The 20,965-nt window shown below is 29.2% G+C and carries 18 protein-coding genes and 1 riboswitch; of the genes, 11 read left to right on the top strand and 7 right to left on the bottom strand.

The genetic code is table 11. The features are described from left to right. Positions 1-29 precede the first annotated feature (29 nt). The 5 genes from L1S47_RS07940 to L1S47_RS07920 all read right to left on the bottom strand — a co-directional run bounded on the left by L1S47_RS07940 (position 30) and on the right by L1S47_RS07920 (position 6,543). Positions 30-1,061 (bottom strand): sugar ABC transporter substrate-binding protein, encoded by a 1,032-nt coding sequence (locus L1S47_RS07940; RefSeq protein ID WP_202766887.1) that lies wholly within the window; start codon positions 1,059-1,061, stop codon positions 30-32. A gap of 304 nt (positions 1,062-1,365) precedes the next feature. Beyond that, positions 1,366-2,448: a substrate-binding domain-containing protein gene (locus L1S47_RS07935; RefSeq protein ID WP_238883075.1), complete on the bottom strand. Its 1,083-nt coding sequence runs from the start codon at positions 2,446-2,448 to the stop codon at positions 1,366-1,368. A 12-nt stretch (positions 2,449-2,460) separates the two neighbouring features. Beyond that, on the bottom strand, positions 2,461-4,011 hold the full coding sequence (locus L1S47_RS07930; RefSeq protein ID WP_238883073.1) for a response regulator: 1,551 nt from the start codon (positions 4,009-4,011) through the stop codon (positions 2,461-2,463). Further along, positions 4,004-5,518: a sensor histidine kinase gene (locus L1S47_RS07925; RefSeq protein WP_202766890.1), complete on the bottom strand. Its 1,515-nt coding sequence runs from the start codon at positions 5,516-5,518 to the stop codon at positions 4,004-4,006. The genes L1S47_RS07930 and L1S47_RS07925 overlap by 8 nt, the downstream gene beginning before the upstream one ends. Beyond that, entirely contained in the window at positions 5,515-6,543 is a 1,029-nt protein-coding gene (locus L1S47_RS07920) for a substrate-binding domain-containing protein (protein ID WP_238883071.1), read from the bottom strand. Before L1S47_RS07920 ends, L1S47_RS07925 begins: the two co-directional genes overlap by 4 nt. A gap of 241 nt (positions 6,544-6,784) precedes the next feature. Here L1S47_RS07920 and L1S47_RS07915 point away from each other — a divergent pair, with 241 nt between their 5' ends. The 5 genes from L1S47_RS07915 to L1S47_RS07895 all read left to right on the top strand — a co-directional run bounded on the left by L1S47_RS07915 (position 6,785) and on the right by L1S47_RS07895 (position 11,574). Then, positions 6,785-7,948, top strand: a complete 1,164-nt coding sequence (locus tag L1S47_RS07915; protein ID WP_238883069.1) for a sensor histidine kinase — start codon at positions 6,785-6,787, stop codon at positions 7,946-7,948. Next, the gene (locus L1S47_RS07910) at positions 7,948-8,586 is read left to right on the top strand and encodes a response regulator transcription factor (RefSeq protein WP_238883067.1); all 639 of its coding nucleotides are present in this window, start codon (positions 7,948-7,950) and stop codon (positions 8,584-8,586) included. Before L1S47_RS07915 ends, L1S47_RS07910 begins: the two co-directional genes overlap by 1 nt. A 101-nt stretch (positions 8,587-8,687) precedes the next feature. Then, complete coding sequence (locus tag L1S47_RS07905) at positions 8,688-9,350, top strand: ABC transporter ATP-binding protein (protein ID WP_238883066.1); 663 nt, start codon at positions 8,688-8,690, stop codon at positions 9,348-9,350. Beyond that, positions 9,350-10,468 (top strand): FtsX-like permease family protein, encoded by a 1,119-nt coding sequence (locus tag L1S47_RS20710; protein WP_238883064.1) that lies wholly within the window; start codon positions 9,350-9,352, stop codon positions 10,466-10,468. Before L1S47_RS07905 ends, L1S47_RS20710 begins: the two co-directional genes overlap by 1 nt. Further along, the gene (locus L1S47_RS07895; protein ID WP_238883062.1) at positions 10,468-11,574 is read left to right on the top strand and encodes an FtsX-like permease family protein; all 1,107 of its coding nucleotides are present in this window, start codon (positions 10,468-10,470) and stop codon (positions 11,572-11,574) included. The genes L1S47_RS20710 and L1S47_RS07895 overlap by 1 nt, the downstream gene beginning before the upstream one ends. Positions 11,575-11,658: 84 nt before the next feature. On the opposite strand, the gene L1S47_RS07890 is transcribed toward L1S47_RS07895, so the two are convergent. Continuing rightward, positions 11,659-12,372, bottom strand: a complete 714-nt coding sequence (locus L1S47_RS07890) for a putative ABC transporter permease (protein ID WP_238883060.1) — start codon at positions 12,370-12,372, stop codon at positions 11,659-11,661. Between the two features lie 240 nt (positions 12,373-12,612). On the opposite strand from L1S47_RS07890, the gene truA reads away from it, so the two are divergent. Beyond that, on the top strand, positions 12,613-13,350 hold the full coding sequence (gene truA / locus L1S47_RS07885; protein WP_238883058.1) for a tRNA pseudouridine(38-40) synthase TruA: 738 nt from the start codon (positions 12,613-12,615) through the stop codon (positions 13,348-13,350). Between the two features lie 59 nt (positions 13,351-13,409). Here truA and L1S47_RS07880 read toward each other — a convergent pair whose 3' ends face one another. Beyond that, positions 13,410-13,844: a hypothetical protein gene (locus L1S47_RS07880; RefSeq protein WP_238883056.1), complete on the bottom strand. Its 435-nt coding sequence runs from the start codon at positions 13,842-13,844 to the stop codon at positions 13,410-13,412. A 295-nt stretch (positions 13,845-14,139) separates the two neighbouring features. After that, a riboswitch (Lysine riboswitch) is annotated at positions 14,140-14,314 on the top strand. A gap of 113 nt (positions 14,315-14,427) precedes the next feature. Between L1S47_RS07880 and L1S47_RS07875 the strand changes: the two genes are divergently transcribed. The 5 genes from L1S47_RS07875 (at position 14,428) to L1S47_RS07855 (ending at position 20,959) form a co-directional block, all read left to right on the top strand. Next, entirely contained in the window at positions 14,428-15,897 is a 1,470-nt protein-coding gene (locus L1S47_RS07875) for an amino acid permease (RefSeq protein ID WP_238883054.1), read from the top strand. 247 nt (positions 15,898-16,144) lie between these two features. Continuing rightward, positions 16,145-18,835, top strand: a complete 2,691-nt coding sequence (locus L1S47_RS07870) for a sigma 54-interacting transcriptional regulator (protein WP_238883052.1) — start codon at positions 16,145-16,147, stop codon at positions 18,833-18,835. Positions 18,836-19,008: 173 nt separating this feature from the next. After that, positions 19,009-20,262: a PTS sugar transporter subunit IIC gene (locus tag L1S47_RS07865; RefSeq protein WP_238883050.1), complete on the top strand. Its 1,254-nt coding sequence runs from the start codon at positions 19,009-19,011 to the stop codon at positions 20,260-20,262. Between the two features lie 23 nt (positions 20,263-20,285). Continuing rightward, the gene (locus L1S47_RS07860) at positions 20,286-20,594 is read left to right on the top strand and encodes a PTS sugar transporter subunit IIB (protein WP_238883048.1); all 309 of its coding nucleotides are present in this window, start codon (positions 20,286-20,288) and stop codon (positions 20,592-20,594) included. A gap of 14 nt (positions 20,595-20,608) precedes the next feature. Then, complete coding sequence (locus tag L1S47_RS07855; protein ID WP_238883046.1) at positions 20,609-20,959, top strand: PTS lactose/cellobiose transporter subunit IIA; 351 nt, start codon at positions 20,609-20,611, stop codon at positions 20,957-20,959. Positions 20,960-20,965 lie beyond the last annotated feature (6 nt).

Genomic DNA, 20,965 nt, shown 5'->3' with positions numbered 1-20,965 from the left:
TACTAAACCCCCTGTTTAAAGCTTTTTATCTATTTTTTATAAACATCATCTTTCTTTAAGTAACCACTGTCTATAAGAACTTTGTCTAAGTTGTCTTTATCAACTACTTGAGCAGCAAGAAGTGAAGAAGGAACATCCATTTTACCATTGTTAACTTTTCCGTTAGATTCAACTGATTCACCTTTTGCAAATTTGATAGCTGCATCTATAGCTGCTTTACCTAATTCTCTAGTATCTTTGAAGATAGTCATTGATTGAGTACCTTGAACTATTCTTTGAGCAGCAGTAAGTTCTGAGTCTTGTCCAGTTACAGGAATTTTTCCAGCTAATCCTTGAGCAGAAAGAGCTTGAATTGCAGCACCTGCGGTACCATCATTTGGTGCAAGTATAGCATCTACTTTATTACTATTAGCAGTTAATGAGTTTTCTACAATTTTAAGTGCATTTGTAGGTTCCCAGTTATCTACTGCTAAATCAGTAACAACTTTTATATCTCCTTTATCAACTAAAGGTTGGATATATTTCATAGCACCTTTCTTAAATAGAGTTGCGTTATTATCTGTTGGAGCACCAGCCATTACGATGTAATTTCCTTTTGGAGCTTTTTTAGTTATATATTCTCCTTGAAGTTCTCCAACCTTTTCATTATCAAATGACATATATAAATCTAGGTCACAGTTAGCTATTAATCTATCATAGGATATAACTTTTATTCCAGCAGCATGTGCTTTTTCAACACTTTGTGCAGAAGCAGAAGCATCAGCAGGAGCAAGAACTAAAACGTCTATGCCTTGAGAAATTAAGTTTTCTACTTGAGATGCTTGTTGAGCAACGTCAGTATCAGCTACTTGGATTTTTAAATCAACACCTTTTTCTTTTGCATAAGCTTCCATAGTTTCTTTGTCTCTTACCCATCTTTCTTCTCTTTGAGTTGGTAAGGAAACTCCGATAACTAATTTCTTGTCACTAGATGCAGGAGCGTCTTTCTTTCCGCAACCAGCAAATAGAGCAGCTGCCATAATACCAGTCATTAGTAATGCGCACACTTTAAATTTTTTCATAAATTTAATCCTCCTTAAATTTGTAAACGATTGTACATATAGATATTAATATTTTTTAGAGAGAAAAACCCTACACATAATTATCTAGTAAATTAAATTAATTAACTTTTGTAATTTTCAGAAAATAAAGACAAGCATTTTTTTGTACTAATCTATATTTTTTTGATATATACATAATGCTTTAAAGAATTTTTATATAATAGGGAAGTGAGATGTAATATGATTTTTGTATTATATAATGTAAAAATCATATATAAAAAAAATGAACCTAAAGTTTATTGTGTTAAACTTTAGGTTACATGCATTAATTACCAGTAGGCCAGGAGTCTTTTGGCACATTCATATATATTTCATTGATACTATGAAAATTATCTTTTACAACAGTACTAACCATATTATTTTTATAAACGGTTATCGGATCTTCAACATAAAAAGGTATATCTGTAGTTCCATCGTATATTGTAGTCTTAATAGATAAGTGCTGATCTTTTGCTAACTTTACAGCATATTCTGCAGCTGTTTCAGCTAAAGGTCTAATTGGTTTATATATAGTCATAAGTTGGGTGCTCTCAACAACCCTTTGACATCCTCCTAAGGAGGCATCTTGTCCTATTACAGGAATAGTTCCTGCAAGCTTTCTTTCTGCTAATGCTTGTATGGCTGATTCAGCTAGTCTATCATTTCCACACATTATTGCATCTATTTTTTCTCCTTTTGATAAGGCTTCATCCACACATCTATACGCAACGTCCTCATTCCAACTTGTTGCCCAAACCTCATTTAATATTTTAATATTACCTGAATCTAAGGAATCTTTTAGAACTCTTTTAAATCCATTATTGACTAGATGAGTATTATAGTCTTCTTGCCCTCCATTTATTATTAAGTAGTTTCCTTTTGGTGCAGCTTTAAGTAACGATTCACCCATTAGTTCTCCTACTTTTTCATTATCAAAAGATACATATAAGTCAACTGAAGAATCTTTTATTAATCTATCATAAGCGATGACTTTTATACCTTTTCTTTTAGCAATGGTAAGTATTGTTTGAAAAGCAGAGGAGTCGTGTGGCACAATTACAAGTACATCGACACCTTGATCAATAAGAGATTTTACTTGTCTTATTTGCTCATTAGTATCATTATTAGCCTTTTCAACAAGTACTTTTGCACCTAATTGCTTGGACTTAGATACAAAAATATCTCTATCAGTTTGCCATCTTTCAATAACCAACGAATCTAGTGAAAGACCAATTTTAATTTGATGAGAATTAGTTGACTCATTTAGATTTTTGCTATAAATAGCCTTTGCCGTAAAAAGTGAAGCAATGGAAAAAGTAATTACACTGATGATTACTGTTCTTTTTTTAATTTTGGAGTTTTTATTCATGAAACTCCTCCCTTACTTAATCATAATACTTTTTAAATAGTCTGTCGGAGACACCTTTTGAACTTTCTTAAATAATCTACTAAAGTAATTAGGGTCATTGTAACCTATCTTATAGCATATCTCTTTAATACTTATATTTGAATTCTGCATAAGATCTTTTGCTTTATTTATTCTTACTCTTGTTAGATAGTCAATAAAGTTTTCTCCTGTTTCTTCTTTGAATAAACGACTAAAATAGTGTGGACTCACACAGGCCTCTTTTGCAATTTCGTCCAAAGTAATATCAAGACTGTAGTTATCAGAGATGTATTTTTTAGCATTAATAATTATTTTGCTAATATTTTTACGGTGACCTTTTCTTATTTCTACACATGAGGAACTTATTTTATCTCTAAACCAAAGTTCTAATTCATTTAAATTCTGTAGTTCTAAAATGGAATTTATATATTCGTTATTATAAAATATGTTAATATTTGAGTCTATCAGTGATTTATGAAGCACTACTAAAAGTTCAATAAGTGTTGTTTTAGCTTTCATTAAATTATTATTAAAATTCTTCTGAATCCAATTGAAGAGTTCATTAAAGTATTTAAGGGATTCATCTGTTTCCCCTAATGTACAAAATTCAATAAGTTTCTTTTCAACATCCTTTGGATAATCTGAAGAGTAAACGGATGTATTCTCTATATTATTTATATGACATATTGATTCATTAGAATTACTTAAACTTCTTAAAGCTATCAAAGATTCCTCATAAGATATAAATATCTTTTCTAGAGGTTTATAGCTACCTATTCCTATTTTAAAACTAATACTACTATAAAGAACACTCAGGTTCTTTATTATATAATTACCAATATCGGTAGTTGAGCTATTTGGCTCAGAATTTATCAATATAAGAATTCTGTTTAATACTAATGGACCAATTAGACATTTATACTTATATTTTAAAAGATCTCTCATACTATAATATATTGAAGGACTAATACTATTTGAATCCTTGCTATTTATATCTATTGCTACAAGATATCCACCAAGTTTATCTATATTAAGCAGCTTTTTATATTCTTCTGTAATTGTAAAATTCTTATTATCTACAATTAAGGAATATAAAAAATTATGTTCTAAAAGTGGAAGAGTAGTTTGAAATTTTTCTAGATTTTCTAACTCTTTAGCGCGCTTTTCACGTTCTTTAGTTATTTTATTAATTGCCTTCTCTATTGACGCAATTAGTGTGTTTTTATTCATAGGTTTAAGTATATAATCAATTACGCCTAATGTTAGGGCTTCTTTTGCAAACTCAAACTGCTCATAGGCAGAAATTACAATGAACATAGTTTCAGGAAAATTAACCTTTAGTTCTTTGATTGTATCAATACCATTTAGTCCAGGCATTCTTATGTCCATAAGAACTATGTCAGGCCTAAAGTAAGATGCTTTTTCAATAGCTTCTTTCCCAGAACGAGCGGATTCATATATTATATTTGGAAAGTTATTTTTTATAATAAAACTTATAGAGTCAATTACTATTTTCTCATCATCAACCATTAATAATCTATACATCCTCATTACCTCTTTTTTTAGGGATTTTTAAAATTATTTCAGTTCCTAATCCTTTTACTGAGTGAATATCTACAACATCATATTCATCATAGAATAATCTAATTCTTTGAATTACATTTTTTAGTCCAATCCCTGTAGTATGTCTTTTCGTTTTATCATTATGTTCTTTATTTATTGACTTTAAATTTAATATATTTGAAACGGTATCTTTGTCCATACCCTTACCATTATCTTTTACTATTATATTGATATTGGATAAGTTATCTATAATGGATAAAGTAATTCTACCTCCTGATTCCATATCACCAACCCCGTGAACGCAAGCATTTTCAAAAATTGGTTGAATTATCATTGAAGGAATAGGGTAGTCCAAAAGATTTTCATCTACTTCAACTTTAAACTCAATTAGATCGCCGAATCGTGTTTTTAGAATATAGATATAGCTATTTAAGTTTGCAACTTCTTCCTTAAGTAAGACAGATTTGTCCATTTTGCTTAGGTTATATCTAAAAAGGTTAGATAGGTTTTCTATAAACACACTAGTCCTATCTGCGTTTTCCATCATGGCTAATTGAACGCCTGCATTTAATGTATTAAAAAGAAAATGTGGATTTATTTGTGACTGAAGTGCTGAAATTTCAGCATTCTTTAAAAGATTTTTCATCTTTAAGTTATTCATTTTCTCTTCCATTAAATTAGACTCTATTTCTGCCTGTAATTTTAATTGAGAAATATAAGTTTTTATATTATTTTTCATTTTATTAAAAGCAAAGGACATTATTTGAATCTCCTTGTTAACGTTTACCGGAACGTCATTTATATCGAAATTTCCGTTTGAGATTTCCTCTGCAGCATGCGAAAGTATTGTTATTGGGTGAGAGATATTATTAGTGAATATAAATAGAATGATTATATTTATAATAAGTGTATCGATTATTATTATTATGTTTAGTATTTTTAAAGTATTAAGTTTGTCATACATATTAAAGTATGTTGAAGTATTATCTTGAAATTGGGTTTCATTTAACTTATTTATATAGGATTTTATATACTCAGAATATTTTTCGGAATCCTTATATTTCTGATTATAAAGAGCAATATTTCCAACTCTCCTTGCATTAATGGCAGAGTCAGCCTCATAAATATAGCTGTCAGTTATATTAGCAATATCCTTTAATATAATTTGATTCTTATCATAGGTTAATTTTCTGCTAAAGGTATCTAACTTATCTTTTAAATCATCACTTAGTCGTACATAATTATCATAACTATCAGAATTTTTGGTTGTGAGATAATTTAAAAGATTTGTATCAATTGCTTCTATATCTTTTGAAAGGTCTGTGAGAGTTTTGTTGCTAGAATACATAGTATTCATTTTATTTGAAAAGCTCTGAGCATTATAAAATGTATAAATACTAGTTACAAGCATTAGCAAAATAAGTATAAATGAATATAGAAGTAGACTTTTTCTTATACTGTCTATCTTAAATAAATTCAATAATCTCATTTGCTATCAGAACTCCCGTCTCTAATATTTTTTATATAAGCATTAACATTGTCTGAATTAACTATATTAATATGAGTTAGGGTACTAGTTGAAGTCCCACCCATCTGTTTTACTTTCTTTAAATTCTCTACACTACTTTTCCCAATCTCTAAAGGATCTGGTATAAGAGTACTAAATATAACTCCCTTTTGTATATACTTGAGTATTTCAGGAGAGTTGTCATATCCAATAACTGAAAAGTTACCTACCTTATTATATTCAACTAACTGTTGAGCTACGCCAATAGTGTCATTAGAACTTGTACAAACAATTGTATTTGCGTTAATGTTACTTGTCATAATGTCCGATAATGCATTTTTAGCACCTAAAATACCTAATTCAGAATTTTTTATTGCAACCAAATTAATATTAGCATTATCTTTAATTGCATTTTTAAATCCAGAAATGTATGTTGAACCATTATCATTTCTCTTGCTACGATCATTATCAAGTATTATAGCTACATTGATTTTATCATTTGAAGTTTTAACAACTTCCGTTCCAGCCTGAGATCCTAAATCAAAATCACTTGTTCCAACAAAGGAAACACGTTTGCTATTAGAACAATCAGAATCAATAGTTATAACTGGAATACCTTTGCTAAAAGCTTTGTCAATTAAATCAGAGAAATCACTAGTATCGTAGCCGCGAACAATAATTCCTTCAACATTAGAAGCTATTGCCATTTCAAGATCATTTAATGTTTCTGTATACTCGTCATCAGCACCAGTATAAATAACTTCCATCGCTATTTTTGAATCTTTTGAGGCTTTCATTATGCCGTTCTCAATATCTTGCCAATAGGATTCATCAGTTTTATGAATAATAGAAACAAAATGATATACTGGAGTTTCTTTATTTGAAAATATTGATGAATTTTCACTAACTAACTTGTTTAAGGAGCTAGAAGTATAAATTGACAATCCCAAAGAGAATACAAGAATAATTGAAAGAAAAATCAAAAGTATATAATATATTCTTTTCATATAAACACCTTACATAAAGATAAAATAATAAGTACATATCAATTATAAGTTTTTTTTATGCTCCATGCCAAGAAAATATTTCTAAATATTATAAATATTTTAAATATTACATTATACTTAAAAATTCTACATGTAAGTATAATTTATTATTGATTAAATTATTACTTAGTAAAATAAATGGTATAAATGATATAATTATACTATATTGGTAAATATATAATTTTGAAATGGGTGTAAGGTTATGAATAGTTTGAAGGGAAAGATTTTTACAATTAACTATATAATTTTTTTTATTATATTTGTAGTTTCGGCACTAAGTAATATAAGCAATGCGTTTGAGATTATGGCTATCAATAGTTTAATAGTATTGTCTATATGTATTAAAGATATTTGGTTTCTAAATGAAGATAGACAGGCTAGTACCTACTTGCTAGTTTGGATTCTATTTGATTTTATTGCTGTATTTATTGTTAACTATTTTTTTTATGCAATTATTCTAAAGCTCTATTATGTTTCACTAATGTTTTTATTAATTATGTATTATTCAGAATTTATTAGCTTTCTATTTATGTCGCTTGTATTAATATATGATGGAATATTCCTTAATATAAATAGAAGTTTAAATTTTCAAGGTATTCTATTATGGATAATGGTATATTCATTAGCATATTTAATACTATGGTTTTTAAAGCAGACACTAAAGCAAAATGATGAATTGATAGAAGTAAGACAAAACTTGATTGAAAAAAATATTGAAGTATTAAATTATAATTCATATTTAACGAAAGCATATGACAAAGTTGAAGAACTTTCAAAATCTCATGAAAGAATGAAAATAGGGAGAGAGCTACATGATAATGTAGGACATATATTAACAACTGCACTTATTCAAATAGAGAGTGGTGTCATGATATTAGATGATAATTATGATGAAGGAAGAGAAAGAATAGAAGTTGGTGCAACACAAGTAAGAAAAGGGCTCAAAGAAATAAGAGAAGCTGTAAGGTTCTATAGGGATGAAGAAACAGTGGATTATTATAAAGATATATTTTCTTTGATTAATGATACAAAAAAGTTATGTAACATAAATATTCTAGTAGATATATGTGATTTTTCTAGCGAAAGCTATGAAGTTCAAAAAACTATATATAGAATAGTTCAAGAAGGAATAACAAATGGAATTAAGCATGGAAAGGCAACAAGCTTTATATTAAACATAAAATATATTGAAAATGTATTAAATACAACATTGATTGATAATGGGAATGGTGCTTCAGTCATAAATAAAGGGTTTGGACTTATTTCTATGGAAGAGAGAATTCATTTGGTTAATGGAAAGATAAATTTTGTAAGCTCTAAAAAGCAGGGATTTGCCATAAATGCAAGCATTGGAGGTGTATTATAATGATTAAAGTGTTAGTTGTTGATGACCAGGGTTTAATGAGAGATGGACTAGCAACAATTTTATCCACTGACAAAGACATAGATGTTGTGGCTTGTGGAAAAAGTGGAGAAGAGGCATTGGAGCTTGTGGAAAAATTCTCACCAAATATAATTTTAATGGATGTGAGAATGGAAGGGATAGGGGGAGTGGAAGCCACAAGACTAATAAAGAAGAAATATGATAAGGTTAAAGTAATAATATTAACAACTTTTGATGATGAAGAATATATATTAAAGGGATTAAGCTACGGGGCAAGTGGTTATGTGTTTAAAGATATTGAGAGTAAAAAGCTCATACAAGTAATCAAAGATTGTTATAACGGGGAACTTATAATGGAGTCTAAAGTAGCAAAGGTTTTGGCAGATAAAGCAATAAGCACAATATCTCAAGGTATGGAAAAGAAGGAAGATAAATTACATATGCTTTCAGAACGAGAAAAAGAGATAGCTAGGCTAATTGGAGAAGGGTTTACCAATAAACAAATTGCATGTGCATTATTTATATCAGATGGTACGGTGAAAAATTATGTTTCATCGATATATGCTAAAACAGGAATAGATGATAGGACTAATCTTGCACTATTTATAAATGATAAATAAATAAGTAACTGTGGTCATAGTTAAATATGACTACAGTTACTTATTTTAATTTTACACTTAATATAAAATTAAAATAAGAGTAGAAGAAGGGGGATGGATTTATGATAAAAGGTGAAGCATTAAATCACGTTTTTGATATAGGAAAACCAGGACAATTTCATGCTATTAAAGATATTAATATAACTTTTAACTCAGGTGAATTATATGGAATACTAGGACCATCAGGATGTGGCAAAAGTACACTGTTATATTTACTAAGTGGACTTAGAAGACCAACCTCAGGAAAAGTACTATTTGATGATATAAATATAGGAGAATTAAATGATAAAGAATTGTCTTCTTTCAGAATGAAGAATTTTGGATTTATATTTCAAAGACACTTTTTAGTGAATTATCTTTCAACTTTAGATAATGTATTAGTTCCAGTAGATAAAGAAGCAAACAAGTATAGAGAATTCGCCCAAGAAATGTTATGTGATTTAGGATTAAAAGAATTAATGAATAAGAAGCCTTATGAAATATCAGGTGGACAAAGGCAAAGAGTTGCTATTGCAAGAGCACTGATTAATAGGCCAAAAGTTATTTTTGCAGATGAACCTACAGCCTCGTTAGATCATCAGAATGCTCAGTCAGTAATGAATTTTCTTAGTAAGCATAAGAAAAATGCAACCGTAATAGTAGTTACACATGATGAAGCAATTTTAAGTAAAGATTATGAAAAGATTCATATTTGGGATGGAAAGCTAAAGGATGGTGATGAGTAGTGTCACCATTAAGTTCTATTAAATATTTAATGTCTCATAAAAGAAGAACTTTTAGTATAGCTTTATCAATAGCTTTATCTATCTTAATAGTATTTATATTTCAATTAGAAATACGAAATATGGTCGATGGTTTTTATTTATCATCTAATAGATTAAAAAGTTTTTCAGAAGTTAAAGCTTTAAATGGAAATGATGCAGAAAAGTTAGTAAATAAAATTGAACAGCAAGGGAATGTAGAAAAGATAATAAATACAGTAGAAAGAAGTAGCTCATATAGAACAGGAATAGGAACTGATGCCGAACTCATAGTTTATAATATGACAAATAAAGATATTGAGTATACTATGAAAAAATTAAGTCTAAAGCTTAAAGAGGGATATATAGATAGTACTAAAAAAGATGGATTAATAATTAGTGAGCAAGTAGCCAGAAATAAAAAAGTTAAACTAGGTGATAGAATTTCAAAGGATACAGATGACTTTTTTAGAATAGATGGAGAATATGAAATCCAAGGAATATATGAAGGGAATATTAATGTAGCGTTTATTCCAACAGATCAAAAAGAAATAGATATGATCCAAAATAAAAACTTTTTGTTGTACTTTAATGAATCAAATAAAAGTCAAATAAATTCTAGTTTACTATCAGAGAAAAGTAAAAAGTATACCGTAACTACCTATGAAACAGATATAAATGATATTGAGAGTTTCTTTTCATCCTTCACAATTATCACAAATATAGTAGTATTTATTTTGGTTATGGTACAAGGGATAATATTAGGATTTATAAATTACTCCGCTTATTATCAAAGAAAAAATGAATTTGGAGTATTAAAAGCTTTGGGATATAGTATAACGGATATATTTATAAAGATTATAAAGGAAATTTTTGTAACTACAATAGTTGGCGTGTTATTTGCAGTAGTTCTTATAATACTTTATGTAGTAGCAAGAAATATTCATGGTTTTTATAGTGGAATGCCGGCATACAGAGTAGAATTATCAGATTCATTAAAAATAATCCCTTTTCCAATGTTCATAACTTTATTTTCAATTTTCCCAATAATAAATCTAATAAGAAACGCAGATACAATAGCTATAATTGAGGGGGGAAGATAATGAATATATTTAAGTACTTTAGTAATAATATTGGAAGTCTCATATCTATAATAATATCAGTAGCACTAGGAGTTGCAAGTGTTTATCTGATTTTTGGCATTGGGGGAAACTTTATAAAAATTATTGATAGATTAAGTGTAGAACCAATAAAAAATCAAAGTTTTTATTATGATAGCAGTGAACATGATTCTAAACTTTATATAGATAAAATGTATACCGAGTTAACAAATTTAGATTCTGTTGATTATTTATTTAAGGGAGAATTAAATAATACATCAATGAGAACAATTTTAGGATCAATAGGTTCTAGAGTATTTGGAGTAAGTAGCCAAGATTTAATTAAAATAATGAAAGCTAAAGACTATGAGATTAGTGAAGGCAGAATGCCAGTAAATAATGATGAAATTATTTTAAACGAGGATTATGCAAAAGCTAATGGATATAAAGTGGGAGAATTTATAGGAAATGATGTAGATGATTATGAATCTCTTACTGGAAAGAAAAAAGTTACTGGCTTTATAAAAAGTAATGAGATAATAAACTACTATATAAATAATGATATAAAAGAAGACGCAAGAAATACTGGATATATTGTAATCTTTAATAATGAAGATGGGTTAAATAAGATTGTTGAAAAATATAAAAATAATATTCAAGCTATCGATGAAAAAACTTATAGTGGATTTGTTAATTCTTTTAATAACAGTTTTAAAGGATTAGGCATATTTATAATGATTTTCTTCATAATACTTGAATGGATAGTACTTGGAAACTTATTTTATATAAATATGTTATCAAGAAAAGAAGAGTTAGCACTAATGAATGCATTAGGAAGAAGTAAAAGTTGGATTATATTAAACCTACTCAAAGAAAACTTTTTGGTTGTAGTATGTGCATTTGTACTAGGCGCAATACTTGGCTTATTTGGCACTGTAGTAATAAATGAGGTGTATTTAAAAGCTCACGGACAAGGAATAGATATAGTAAATGGAAGGCATTTGTTCTATTCTAGTCTATTACCAATAATATTAGGATTAACAGTAATAGTACCTATAAAAAGATTTTTCCGAAAAGTTGATTTGATTGAGATTTTAGAAGGTAGATAATAGATGTATAAATCATTCTGACATTAGCTGCATCTTAAGATGATGATTAATAAAATTGTCCTCTCAAGATACAGCTTTTTAATATTATATAAACTTCATGTTAGGAAATATTTTACGTAAGTAAATATCGTTAAATTCTTTATCTAAATGTTTATAATATATATTGTTAGTTTGAGTAAATGAGGATCTTTCTACTGATCTAAGTATAGCTGAAACAGAAATAAATACATCAAAGCAAATATAAATAAAAAGAAGTGATGCTATTAGCTCCCCTTCAGGTCTAGGAATTAAGCAGATTAGCAGCGCTACGTTAGGATATAGATATCTGATAAACAATATTCCAGATAAAGTCCAGAAGAGGGAATACATAAGACATACTCTGCCGTTTATGTTAAAGGGAATATTGCTATAATCCCAGGAAACACTACCAAAAAATTTTTCTTGTAAAAAGCTAAATATATATTCAACTAAAGAACCATAGAAAAAACTACCTAGAGCTAATTTAAGTAGATTTGCTCTAAAGGAATTGAGTAAGAAGAGAAAAACAACAGCGCCAACACCATATATGGGGCAGAAGGGACCAAAGAGCAGTCCTTTTCTACTCTCTATATACCCATTTTTTATAAAACACCAAAAACTTTCTATTAAAAAACCACCGATACTAAATAAAATAAGAATCCAGAATAATTCATAAAGTTCGAAGCCTTTTACTTGCCTAGTCCATATAGATTTTGTTTTATCACTATCTTGATTAGAATAAAATAGAAGCATTTTACTATCAATTTTAATATTCTGCATTTTATAATCTCCAATACGCTTATTGCAATATGTATAGGATTTTTTATAGGAAGTTGAACTTAAAATCCTATAAAAGGTAAGCTTCTATAAATATATTATTTGAAAATATATTTAATGAATTAAAAATATTTTATCTCTACTATTTTATTAATGTGAAAATTGATGGATTTATTCAAAACATATGGATATAATTTAAATGTGAAATTACAGGTGCTAATAAAAAGTTAAAGGTGGAAACATATGAGAAACTTAAAAATATCATTACAATATGATGGAACAAGATATAAAGGATGGCAAAGACAGAAGGAAAATTCGCCAACTATACAAGAGAAAATTGAATCTGTTTTGTCTAAAATGACAGGAGAAGAAATTCAAGTAATAGGTTGTGGAAGAACTGATTCAGGAGTACATGCTGAAAACTATGTAGCTAATTTCCGTACAAATAGTAATATGTCTATAGATGAAATGCTTGATTATTTATATGAATATTTGCCAGAAGATATAGTTGTTAAAAGTATGAAAGATACAACAGAAAGATTTCATGCAAGATATAATGTCAAATCAAAAACTTATGTATATAGAATATATAATGGCAGGTTTAGAAATGTATTTAATAGAAAGTATACATATCATACAAATGAGAAACTAAATTTAGATGATATGAAAAAAGCATCAGAGTTCTTAATTGGGACTCATGATTTTCAAAGTTTTACAAGCTTAAAATCCAATTCTAAATCAACGGTAAGAACCATTAATTATATTAATATAACTGAGAATGATGGAATGATTGAGGTAGAGGTAAATGGTAATGGATTCTTATGGAATATGGTAAGAATAATTGTTGGAACCCTATTAGAAGTTGGAGTAGGAAAGCTTAATGTTAAGGATGTAGAAAGAATATTAGATGAGAAGAAAAGAGCAGAAGCAGGACCTATAGCTCAAGCCAAGGGATTATGCCTAAAAAGTGTTCAATACTAATTAAGATAAGAGGGCTAGTTAAAATCTTTTAAATAGATTTTAGCTAGCCCTTTAAAACATTACTTGCGTGGACTTAATTGTGTTAAGGTCTTGCTTAATTTTTTGAAATTATCATAAGAGTCCACAAATCTTGCTCTAACTATAAAAGTTTTATTTTTTTTATATTTAATTTTTATCCTATCTTTGTCAGCGATTATTTCTTTAATTTCATTTACGGTAAATTGCTTTTTTGAAATACCTATAGTATTTATTGTTATATTTGAGTCTTCTATAATAACAAACTCACAGTTTTTCCTTATAAGTACTCCAGAAGAACTTATTATTCCAGGAAGAAAAATGGCATAAATACCTAAAAGATAAAAAATAAAAAAGCTGCTTTTTGATTGTAGATAAAATATAATACTTAGCACTGTAAGTGCAATTAAACCAGATCCTAAAATTAAAGAATTTTTGGTTAATAAACTTTTATTATAATAAAAACTAGATTTTCTCATATAATTCGCCCCTTATACTTCAGAATATATAAATATGCTACTTAACTCATTATATATAATGTAGCATTAATGGCAAGTATAGTAAATATTAAAAATATACAAAATAAATTACAATTTTCATAGATTTTAATATTTATTTATAAAGATTAAAATTCATGAGAGTTGGCGAAAACAATAGAAAATCAAAGATAAAGATAGAAATTTTGCAGAATTCAAGAAATTAATAAATTGTAAAAATTACTATTGACCAATTATAATGTCGAAGTATATAATAAGTTGGAAGTTAAAACAATATAGTCTAGATAGAGGCGCGAAGTTTAAGAGTAAAATTGCTGAGGTAAGCACAATGAAGCAATTTGAAAGGAAACTTTGCCGAAGTGTACAACCGATGCTTTAAGGTTGTAATGCTGGGCTTGCATAAAATATATGCAAGACTGTCACAAAGTCGTTTGTGGAGAGCTATCACTGATGCGTGTTTAATATATTTTCGTATTTACCTTTATGTATGAATATATTGATGCCCTGAGTGAATGCTCAGGGTTTTTTTAATTTTTAAAAGAAAATTATTTTTAAGGAGGACAAAATGAGTAACTCAAATTCTCAAATAGAGGGAAACAATCAAGAACTTAAAAGAAGTTTAAAGGCAAGACATTTAAATATGATAGCCTTAGGTGGTTCAATTGGAACAGGTATATTTGTAGCTTTAGGAGCAACAATTAATCAAGCAGGACCAGGAGGAGCGTTAGTAGCTTATGGATGTATTGCAGTTATGGTATATTTCCTAATAACGAGTTTAGGAGAAATGGCAACTTTCATGCCTGTATCAGGATCATTTAGTGTATATGCAACTAAATTTGTTGATCCAGCATTAGGCTTTGCGCTTGGTTGGAATTATTGGTATAACTGGGCAATAACTGTAGCAGCTGAATTAGTTGCTGGATCGTTATTAATGAAGTTTTGGTTCCCTAACGTACCAGCAGTATTATGGAGTGCAATATTCTTAGTTATAATAGTTGCATTAAACATATTATCAGCAAAATCTTATGGAGAATCTGAATTCTGGTTTGCTGGAATTAAGGTAGTTACAGTAATAGTATTTTTAGTTATAGGAGTTGCAACTATATTAGGAATTCTTGGAGGAAATGCAGTTGGATTCAAGAATTTTACTGTTGATGGAGCACCATTTGTTGGTGGATTTAAATCAATATTTATGATATTCTTAATAGCTGGTTTTTCATTCCAAGGAACTGAGCTTATTGGAGTAGCAGCTGGAGAAAGTGAAAATCCAGAAAAAACTATTCCTAAAGCTATTAATTCTGTATTTTGGAGAATATTAATATTTTATATAGGAACAATCTTTGTAGTTGGAGCAATAATTCCTTATACTCAAGCTGGTGTTGATACAAGCCCATTTACACTAATATTTGAAAAAGCAGGAATTGCAGCAGCAGCATCATTAATGAATGCAGTTATATTAACTTCTGTACTATCTTGTGGGAATTCAGGTATGTATGCATCTAGCAGAATGCTATTTGCTATGGCAAAAGAAGGTATGGCACCTAAGTGGTTAGGTAAAGTTAATTCAAAAGGTGTTCCTATAAATGCAGTACTTTTAACAACATTAGTAGCAGCAGCTTGTTTCTTAACTGGTATATATGCGGAAAGTACAGTATATGTATGGTTAGTTGCAGCATCAGGTTTGGCAGGTTTTGTTGCTTGGCTTGGTATAGCACTTTGTCATTTCCGTTTTAGAAGAGCATATGTTGCACAAAAGCAAGATATGAGTAAGTTAAAATATAAAGCTAAGTTATTCCCGATAGGACCAATAATAGCATTAGCTCTATGTACCGTTGTTGTTTTAGGACAAGGAGTTAGCTATATTGAAGCCGAAAATATTGATTGGGGTGGACTAATTTCTTCCTATATTGGACTACCTTTATTCTTAGGAATATGGATTGTTTACAAATTGAAATACAAAACAAAGGTAGTAAAGTTAGAGGATGTAGAGTTCGATAATGTTGAACCACAGGAATTAGAAGAGTCCGTAGGATAAACTACTATAAATATTAAAATGTAATTAGAGCAGTAAGCAATAAATAATATGTAAACATAAATAAATATAATAGGTTTTAGGGGCATTGACGTCTCAGTATGCAATAATAGGCATGCTGAGACGTCTTAATTTATTTTAAAACAACAAATTTAAACACGAGTTGTGTAAATGTTTAAATTTGTTATATAATTTTTCTATTAGTAATATTTTTGAGAAAAATTCATTCATAGTAAGGGTGTATCATTTTATGAAAAGGATAGATAAGGTATATAAAACGTTATATGAGTTTTGTTTAAGGCAATATAAAAGTGGAGAAAATATAATAGGAATATCAGCCATAGAGCTTTCTAAAACTCTAGAGATACAAAGAACAAATGCATCTAGTGACCTTAATAAACTATATAGCCAGGGAAGAGTGGAAAAGATTGAAGGTAAGCCTGTATTATACAAGGTCTTAGATGAATCAATCTTTAAACATAGTGAAACAAGTATAGATGTATTTGAAAATGTATTAGGAGCAAGCGTATCTTTAAGAAACTCAATATTGCAAGCTAAATCAGCTATAGTATATCCGCCAGATGGGCTTCATACTATTTTGCTTGGAGAAACTGGCACAGGTAAGTCTATGTTTGCAGAAACAATGTTTAAGTATGCTAAAGAAATAGGAAAGTTTACGGAAGATAGCCCCTTTGTAACATTTAACTGTGCAGATTATTCTAATAATCCACAGTTGTTAATGGCTCAGTTGTTTGGGGTAAAAAAAGGATCATATACAGGTGCAGATAAAGACAGAGATGGACTAATTGAAAAAGCTAATGGAGGAATTTTATTTTTAGATGAAGTACATAGACTTCCTCCAGAAGGGCAGGAAATGCTTTTTTATATTATCGATAAGGGGGTATATAGGAAGCTCGGAGAAACACAAGTTGAAAATAGCATAAAGGTTTTAATTATATGTGCAACAACAGAGAATACACAATCTGGGTTATTAAAAACATTCACTAGAAGAATTCCTATGACAATAAAGCTGCCTTCGCTTAGGGAAAGAAGTCTAGAAGAACGATATGATTTGATAAAAACCTTTTTGAAAAATGAAGCCAAATGTATAAAGACAGATATTACTGTAACATCAAACACCCTTAAGGCATTATTATTATACGATTGTCCTAATAATATTGGACAATTAAAAAGTGATATAAAACTATGTTGTGCAAAAGCTTTTTTGAATAATATGCTAAATCGTGAAGAATCCTTATATATAAACAGTCAAGATCTTCCGGACTATATAATTAAAGGAGCTTTAAAATATAAAAACAATAAAGAAGAAGTAGATAAGTTTTTAAATGAAGATGCATTGAAGTTTACATCCAGTGGAATAAATACATGGGAGACAGAAGAAAAATCAAATTATAATTTTTATGATGCCCTTGAAGAAAAGAAAAAGGTTTTAGAGACAAAGGGAATGAATGAAAAAGATATTAAGCTTATCATGAGCTTAGATATGGATAGATACCTTAAGAAGTATATTTTAACTATAGGAAATGATAATTTAGAAGAATTATATAAAGTAGTGGACAAAAAGGTAGTAAGTATTATTGATAGGTTTCTTAAAGAGGCGGAGAGAAAACTAAATAGAAAGTTTAATAATAAAATATTATACGGACTATCTATGCATATTGTTAGTACAATTGAGAGAATTAAAACTGGAAGAAATATGGAGAATCATCAATTGGAGGACATAAAATATAATTATAAGAAAGAATTTGAAATAGCAAATGTTCTTAAAGAAAGCATTGAATGTTATTTTAATGTAATTTTATCTGAGGATGAAGTTGGCTTCATTACAATGTTTCTATGCATGGATAATAATGAAGTTGTTAAAGAAGAAAAAGTGGGTGTTGTAGTAGCTATGCATGGAGAATCAGCGGCTACATCAATTGTAGATGTAGCGAATAGGTTGCTTGGAGAAAATCATGCCATAGGGTATAACATGCCTCTTGATCAAAAACCAGAAGTCGCTTTAGAGAATTTAATGGATATTGTAAGAAATGCTAATAAAGGTAATGGAGTAATACTGCTTGTTGATATGGGTTCACTAGTTTTTTTTGGAGACATGATCAGTGAAAAAACTAAAATACCTATAAAGAGTGTAGATATGGTATCAACCTTAATAGTTTTAGAGGCAACAAGAAAAGCTTTGCTAAATTATTCATTAGAAGAGATTTATGATGCATGTACAAGCAGTAGTCCTTATAAAGGTAAGATATATAAAGAAAGTTATGAATTTAATGAGAGGTTAAAAAACAATGTAATAGTTACTGCTTGCATTACTGGACAAGGTGCAGCACTTAAGCTTAAAGATATTCTTGAGCAGAAGTTGAATTTAAGTAGACATAACATTGATGTAATTCCAATAGAAATAACAGATAGCACTAAGTTCAAGAGAAATATAGAAAAAATAAAGAAGAATAAAAATGTGATTGGAGTTGTTAGTGCAAGCAACCCTAAGGATAGAGAAGTAATTTATTTATCAACCTCAGATATATTTAAAGGGGAAAAGATAAATGATTTATCAGAAGTTATTGCACTTATACAAACTATTGATAGTATGCAGAAAGTGATAGAAGAAAATACTGATATTAATAGTAGTAAGTTTATAGAGGGATTTAGAAAGTTTATAATTATATTAAGAAATAACAATGTACAAATAGGTGAGAATCCTATGCTTGGACTAATATTGCATATCGCATGTGCTATAGAACGTGTATTAAAAAATGAAAAAATAATACACATTAATTCAAATGGAGATATTGTTAAGAAGAATATGGACAAGATAAATTTGATAAGAGATGCTTTAGAGTCTCTTGAAAGTAGCTTTGGTGTTAAGTTCCCTATAGAAGAGTATGCCAATATTGTGAAAATTGCGTATTATTTATAGATTTCTAGTGTATCATTTGTATATTATTTAACCAATAAAAAGATACACGTTGATACAGTTTGTTTGTGCCACTCTAGAACCCTCATTTTATAAGGGTTTTAGGGTGGTGTATTATTTTGGCATGGTAGTTGCTTTATAAAAATACGTAATTATATTTTAAGGAGTTGAGAAGTATGGAGAAATTCATGAAGTTTTTTGAAGCTAAATTGATTCCGCCATTAGTCAAGGTTGGTAATCAAAGACACTTAGTAGCAGTTCGTAATGGACTAGCAATCACTATTCCATTTATTATTGTGGGTAGTATTTTCTTAATAATTGGCAACTTACCATTTGATTGGTGGCCAGATTTTATTGGAGGATACGCTGATAAACTAAATGTAGTTGTTAACAGTTCATTTGGTGTATTAGGAGTATTGGCAACACTAGGTATAGGGTATAACTTAGCTAAAACCTACAAGCTAGATCCTATAACTGGCGCAGTTATATCGTTTTTTGGATTTTTAATAACTCAAATAACACCAGAATTTGCATTAGATACTAGTAAGTTTGGAGCTGAAGGTCTATTTACAGCAATATTAGTTTCAATATTTGCAGTGGAAACGTTGAAATTCTTCGTTAAAAGGGATATAGTAATTAAGCTCCCAGCAGGAGTCCCTCCAGCAGTAGGTAATTCATTTATAGCATTAACACCAGCTTTAGCAGTAGGAATTGTATTATGGATAATTAGGGTAATGTTAGGCTTTGATGTTACATCATTTATAACTTGGATATTCTCACCAATAGTATTCGCATTAAATACTTTACCAGGAATATTAGTGTATAGTGCATTAGTTACATTATTATGGTCAGCAGGAGTACATGGAGATATGGCTCTTGAAGGGATTGCAGATCCAATATTCCTTCAATTTTTAACAGTTAATACAGCAGCATTTGCAGCTCATAAGGAGATTCCTTATGTTACAGCATCAGGGTTCTATTCATTGTTTGTTAATGTTGGTGGAACTGGAGCAACATTAAGCTTAGTAATCTTAATGTTAGGGTCAAAAAGTAAACTATATAAATCCCTTGGAAAAGTTGCATTCCCATCTGCATGTTTTGAAATTAATGAACCTATAATATTTGGATTCCCAGTGGTATTAAATCCATTGGTTATAGTACCTTTTACTCTAGTACCATTAGTTCTTACAACATTAAGTTATATATTAATGAGTTTAAACATAATTGGAAGACCAGTTGCATTAGTTCCATGGACAATGCCACCAATAATAGGACCATTTATTGCAACAGGCGGTGATTGGAAGGCAGGAGTTTGGTCAGCATTAGAAATGATCATAGCAGCATGCATCTACTATCCTTTCTTTAAAAATGCAGAGAAACAACAGTTGCAAAATGAGGCAATTGAAGAATTAGAAGCAGCAACTATATAGAAAAGGTTGAAGGAGGAATTAAAATGAGAATTTTGTTAATGTGTGCAGCAGGAATGTCAACTAGTCTATTGGTTAGTAAGATGGAAAGTTGTGCAAAAGAGAGAGGAATTGAAAATATAATAATAAAAGCAGAGCCAGTAGAGGATTTAGATAAATTTGTTGATGATTATGATGTTTTTTTATTAGGACCACAAGTAAAGTTTAAGGAAAAGTGGGTAAAGGAAGTAGTTGAGAGTAAGGGAAAAAGATACGATAATATACCAGCTCAAGTTTATGGATTAGTTGACGGAAAAAAGACATTAGATATGGCACTAAAACTTTTAGATAAATAATGGAGGAGAAGTATATGGAGCTAGAAGAAATAGTATTTACAATAATAAGTCATGCAGGAAATGCAAAATCTATTTGCTTTGAAGCATTACATGAAGCAAAGAAAGGAAACTTTGAAGAGGCTCGTGTACTTATTAGTAAATCTAAAGAAGAATTATATAAAACTCATGATATTCAAAATGCAATGATACAAAAAGAAGCAAGTGGGAATAAGCAAGAAATAAGTTTGCTCCTTATGCATGCTGAAGATCATTTAATGAGTGCGATGCTGGCCAAAGATCTTATAGAAGAATTAATAGATATGTATAAAGAAAATTATAAATATAGAGAAATGTGCAATTCAAATTACAAGGAACACATTATTTAAAAAAAT

This window comes from Clostridium sp. YIM B02551 (assembly GCF_022324735.1).
Classification (GTDB): Bacteria; Bacillota; Clostridia; order Clostridiales; family Clostridiaceae; genus Clostridium_T; species Clostridium_T paridis.
This window is presented reverse-complemented; position numbering and strand designations above follow the sequence as displayed.

Coding starts and splice junctions, on each gene's coding strand:
- L1S47_RS07890 (WP_238883060.1), bottom strand. CDS start 12,372: ATGCAGAATATTAAAATTGATAGTAAAATGCTTCTATTTTATTCTAAT.
- L1S47_RS07880 (WP_238883056.1), bottom strand. CDS start 13,844: ATGAGAAAATCTAGTTTTTATTATAATAAAAGTTTATTAACCAAAAAT.
- truA (WP_238883058.1), top strand. CDS start 12,613: ATGAGAAACTTAAAAATATCATTACAATATGATGGAACAAGATATAAA.
- L1S47_RS07855 (WP_238883046.1), top strand. CDS start 20,609: ATGGAGCTAGAAGAAATAGTATTTACAATAATAAGTCATGCAGGAAAT.
- L1S47_RS07870 (WP_238883052.1), top strand. CDS start 16,145: ATGAAAAGGATAGATAAGGTATATAAAACGTTATATGAGTTTTGTTTA.
- L1S47_RS07915 (WP_238883069.1), top strand. CDS start 6,785: ATGAATAGTTTGAAGGGAAAGATTTTTACAATTAACTATATAATTTTT.
- L1S47_RS07875 (WP_238883054.1), top strand. CDS start 14,428: ATGAGTAACTCAAATTCTCAAATAGAGGGAAACAATCAAGAACTTAAA.
- L1S47_RS07940 (WP_202766887.1), bottom strand. CDS start 1,061: ATGAAAAAATTTAAAGTGTGCGCATTACTAATGACTGGTATTATGGCA.
- L1S47_RS07865 (WP_238883050.1), top strand. CDS start 19,009: ATGGAGAAATTCATGAAGTTTTTTGAAGCTAAATTGATTCCGCCATTA.
- L1S47_RS07930 (WP_238883073.1), bottom strand. CDS start 4,011: ATGTATAGATTATTAATGGTTGATGATGAGAAAATAGTAATTGACTCT.
- L1S47_RS07910 (WP_238883067.1), top strand. CDS start 7,948: ATGATTAAAGTGTTAGTTGTTGATGACCAGGGTTTAATGAGAGATGGA.
- L1S47_RS07920 (WP_238883071.1), bottom strand. CDS start 6,543: ATGAAAAGAATATATTATATACTTTTGATTTTTCTTTCAATTATTCTT.
- L1S47_RS07935 (WP_238883075.1), bottom strand. CDS start 2,448: ATGAATAAAAACTCCAAAATTAAAAAAAGAACAGTAATCATCAGTGTA.
- L1S47_RS07895 (WP_238883062.1), top strand. CDS start 10,468: ATGAATATATTTAAGTACTTTAGTAATAATATTGGAAGTCTCATATCT.
- L1S47_RS07905 (WP_238883066.1), top strand. CDS start 8,688: ATGATAAAAGGTGAAGCATTAAATCACGTTTTTGATATAGGAAAACCA.
- L1S47_RS07860 (WP_238883048.1), top strand. CDS start 20,286: ATGAGAATTTTGTTAATGTGTGCAGCAGGAATGTCAACTAGTCTATTG.
- L1S47_RS07925 (WP_202766890.1), bottom strand. CDS start 5,518: ATGAGATTATTGAATTTATTTAAGATAGACAGTATAAGAAAAAGTCTA.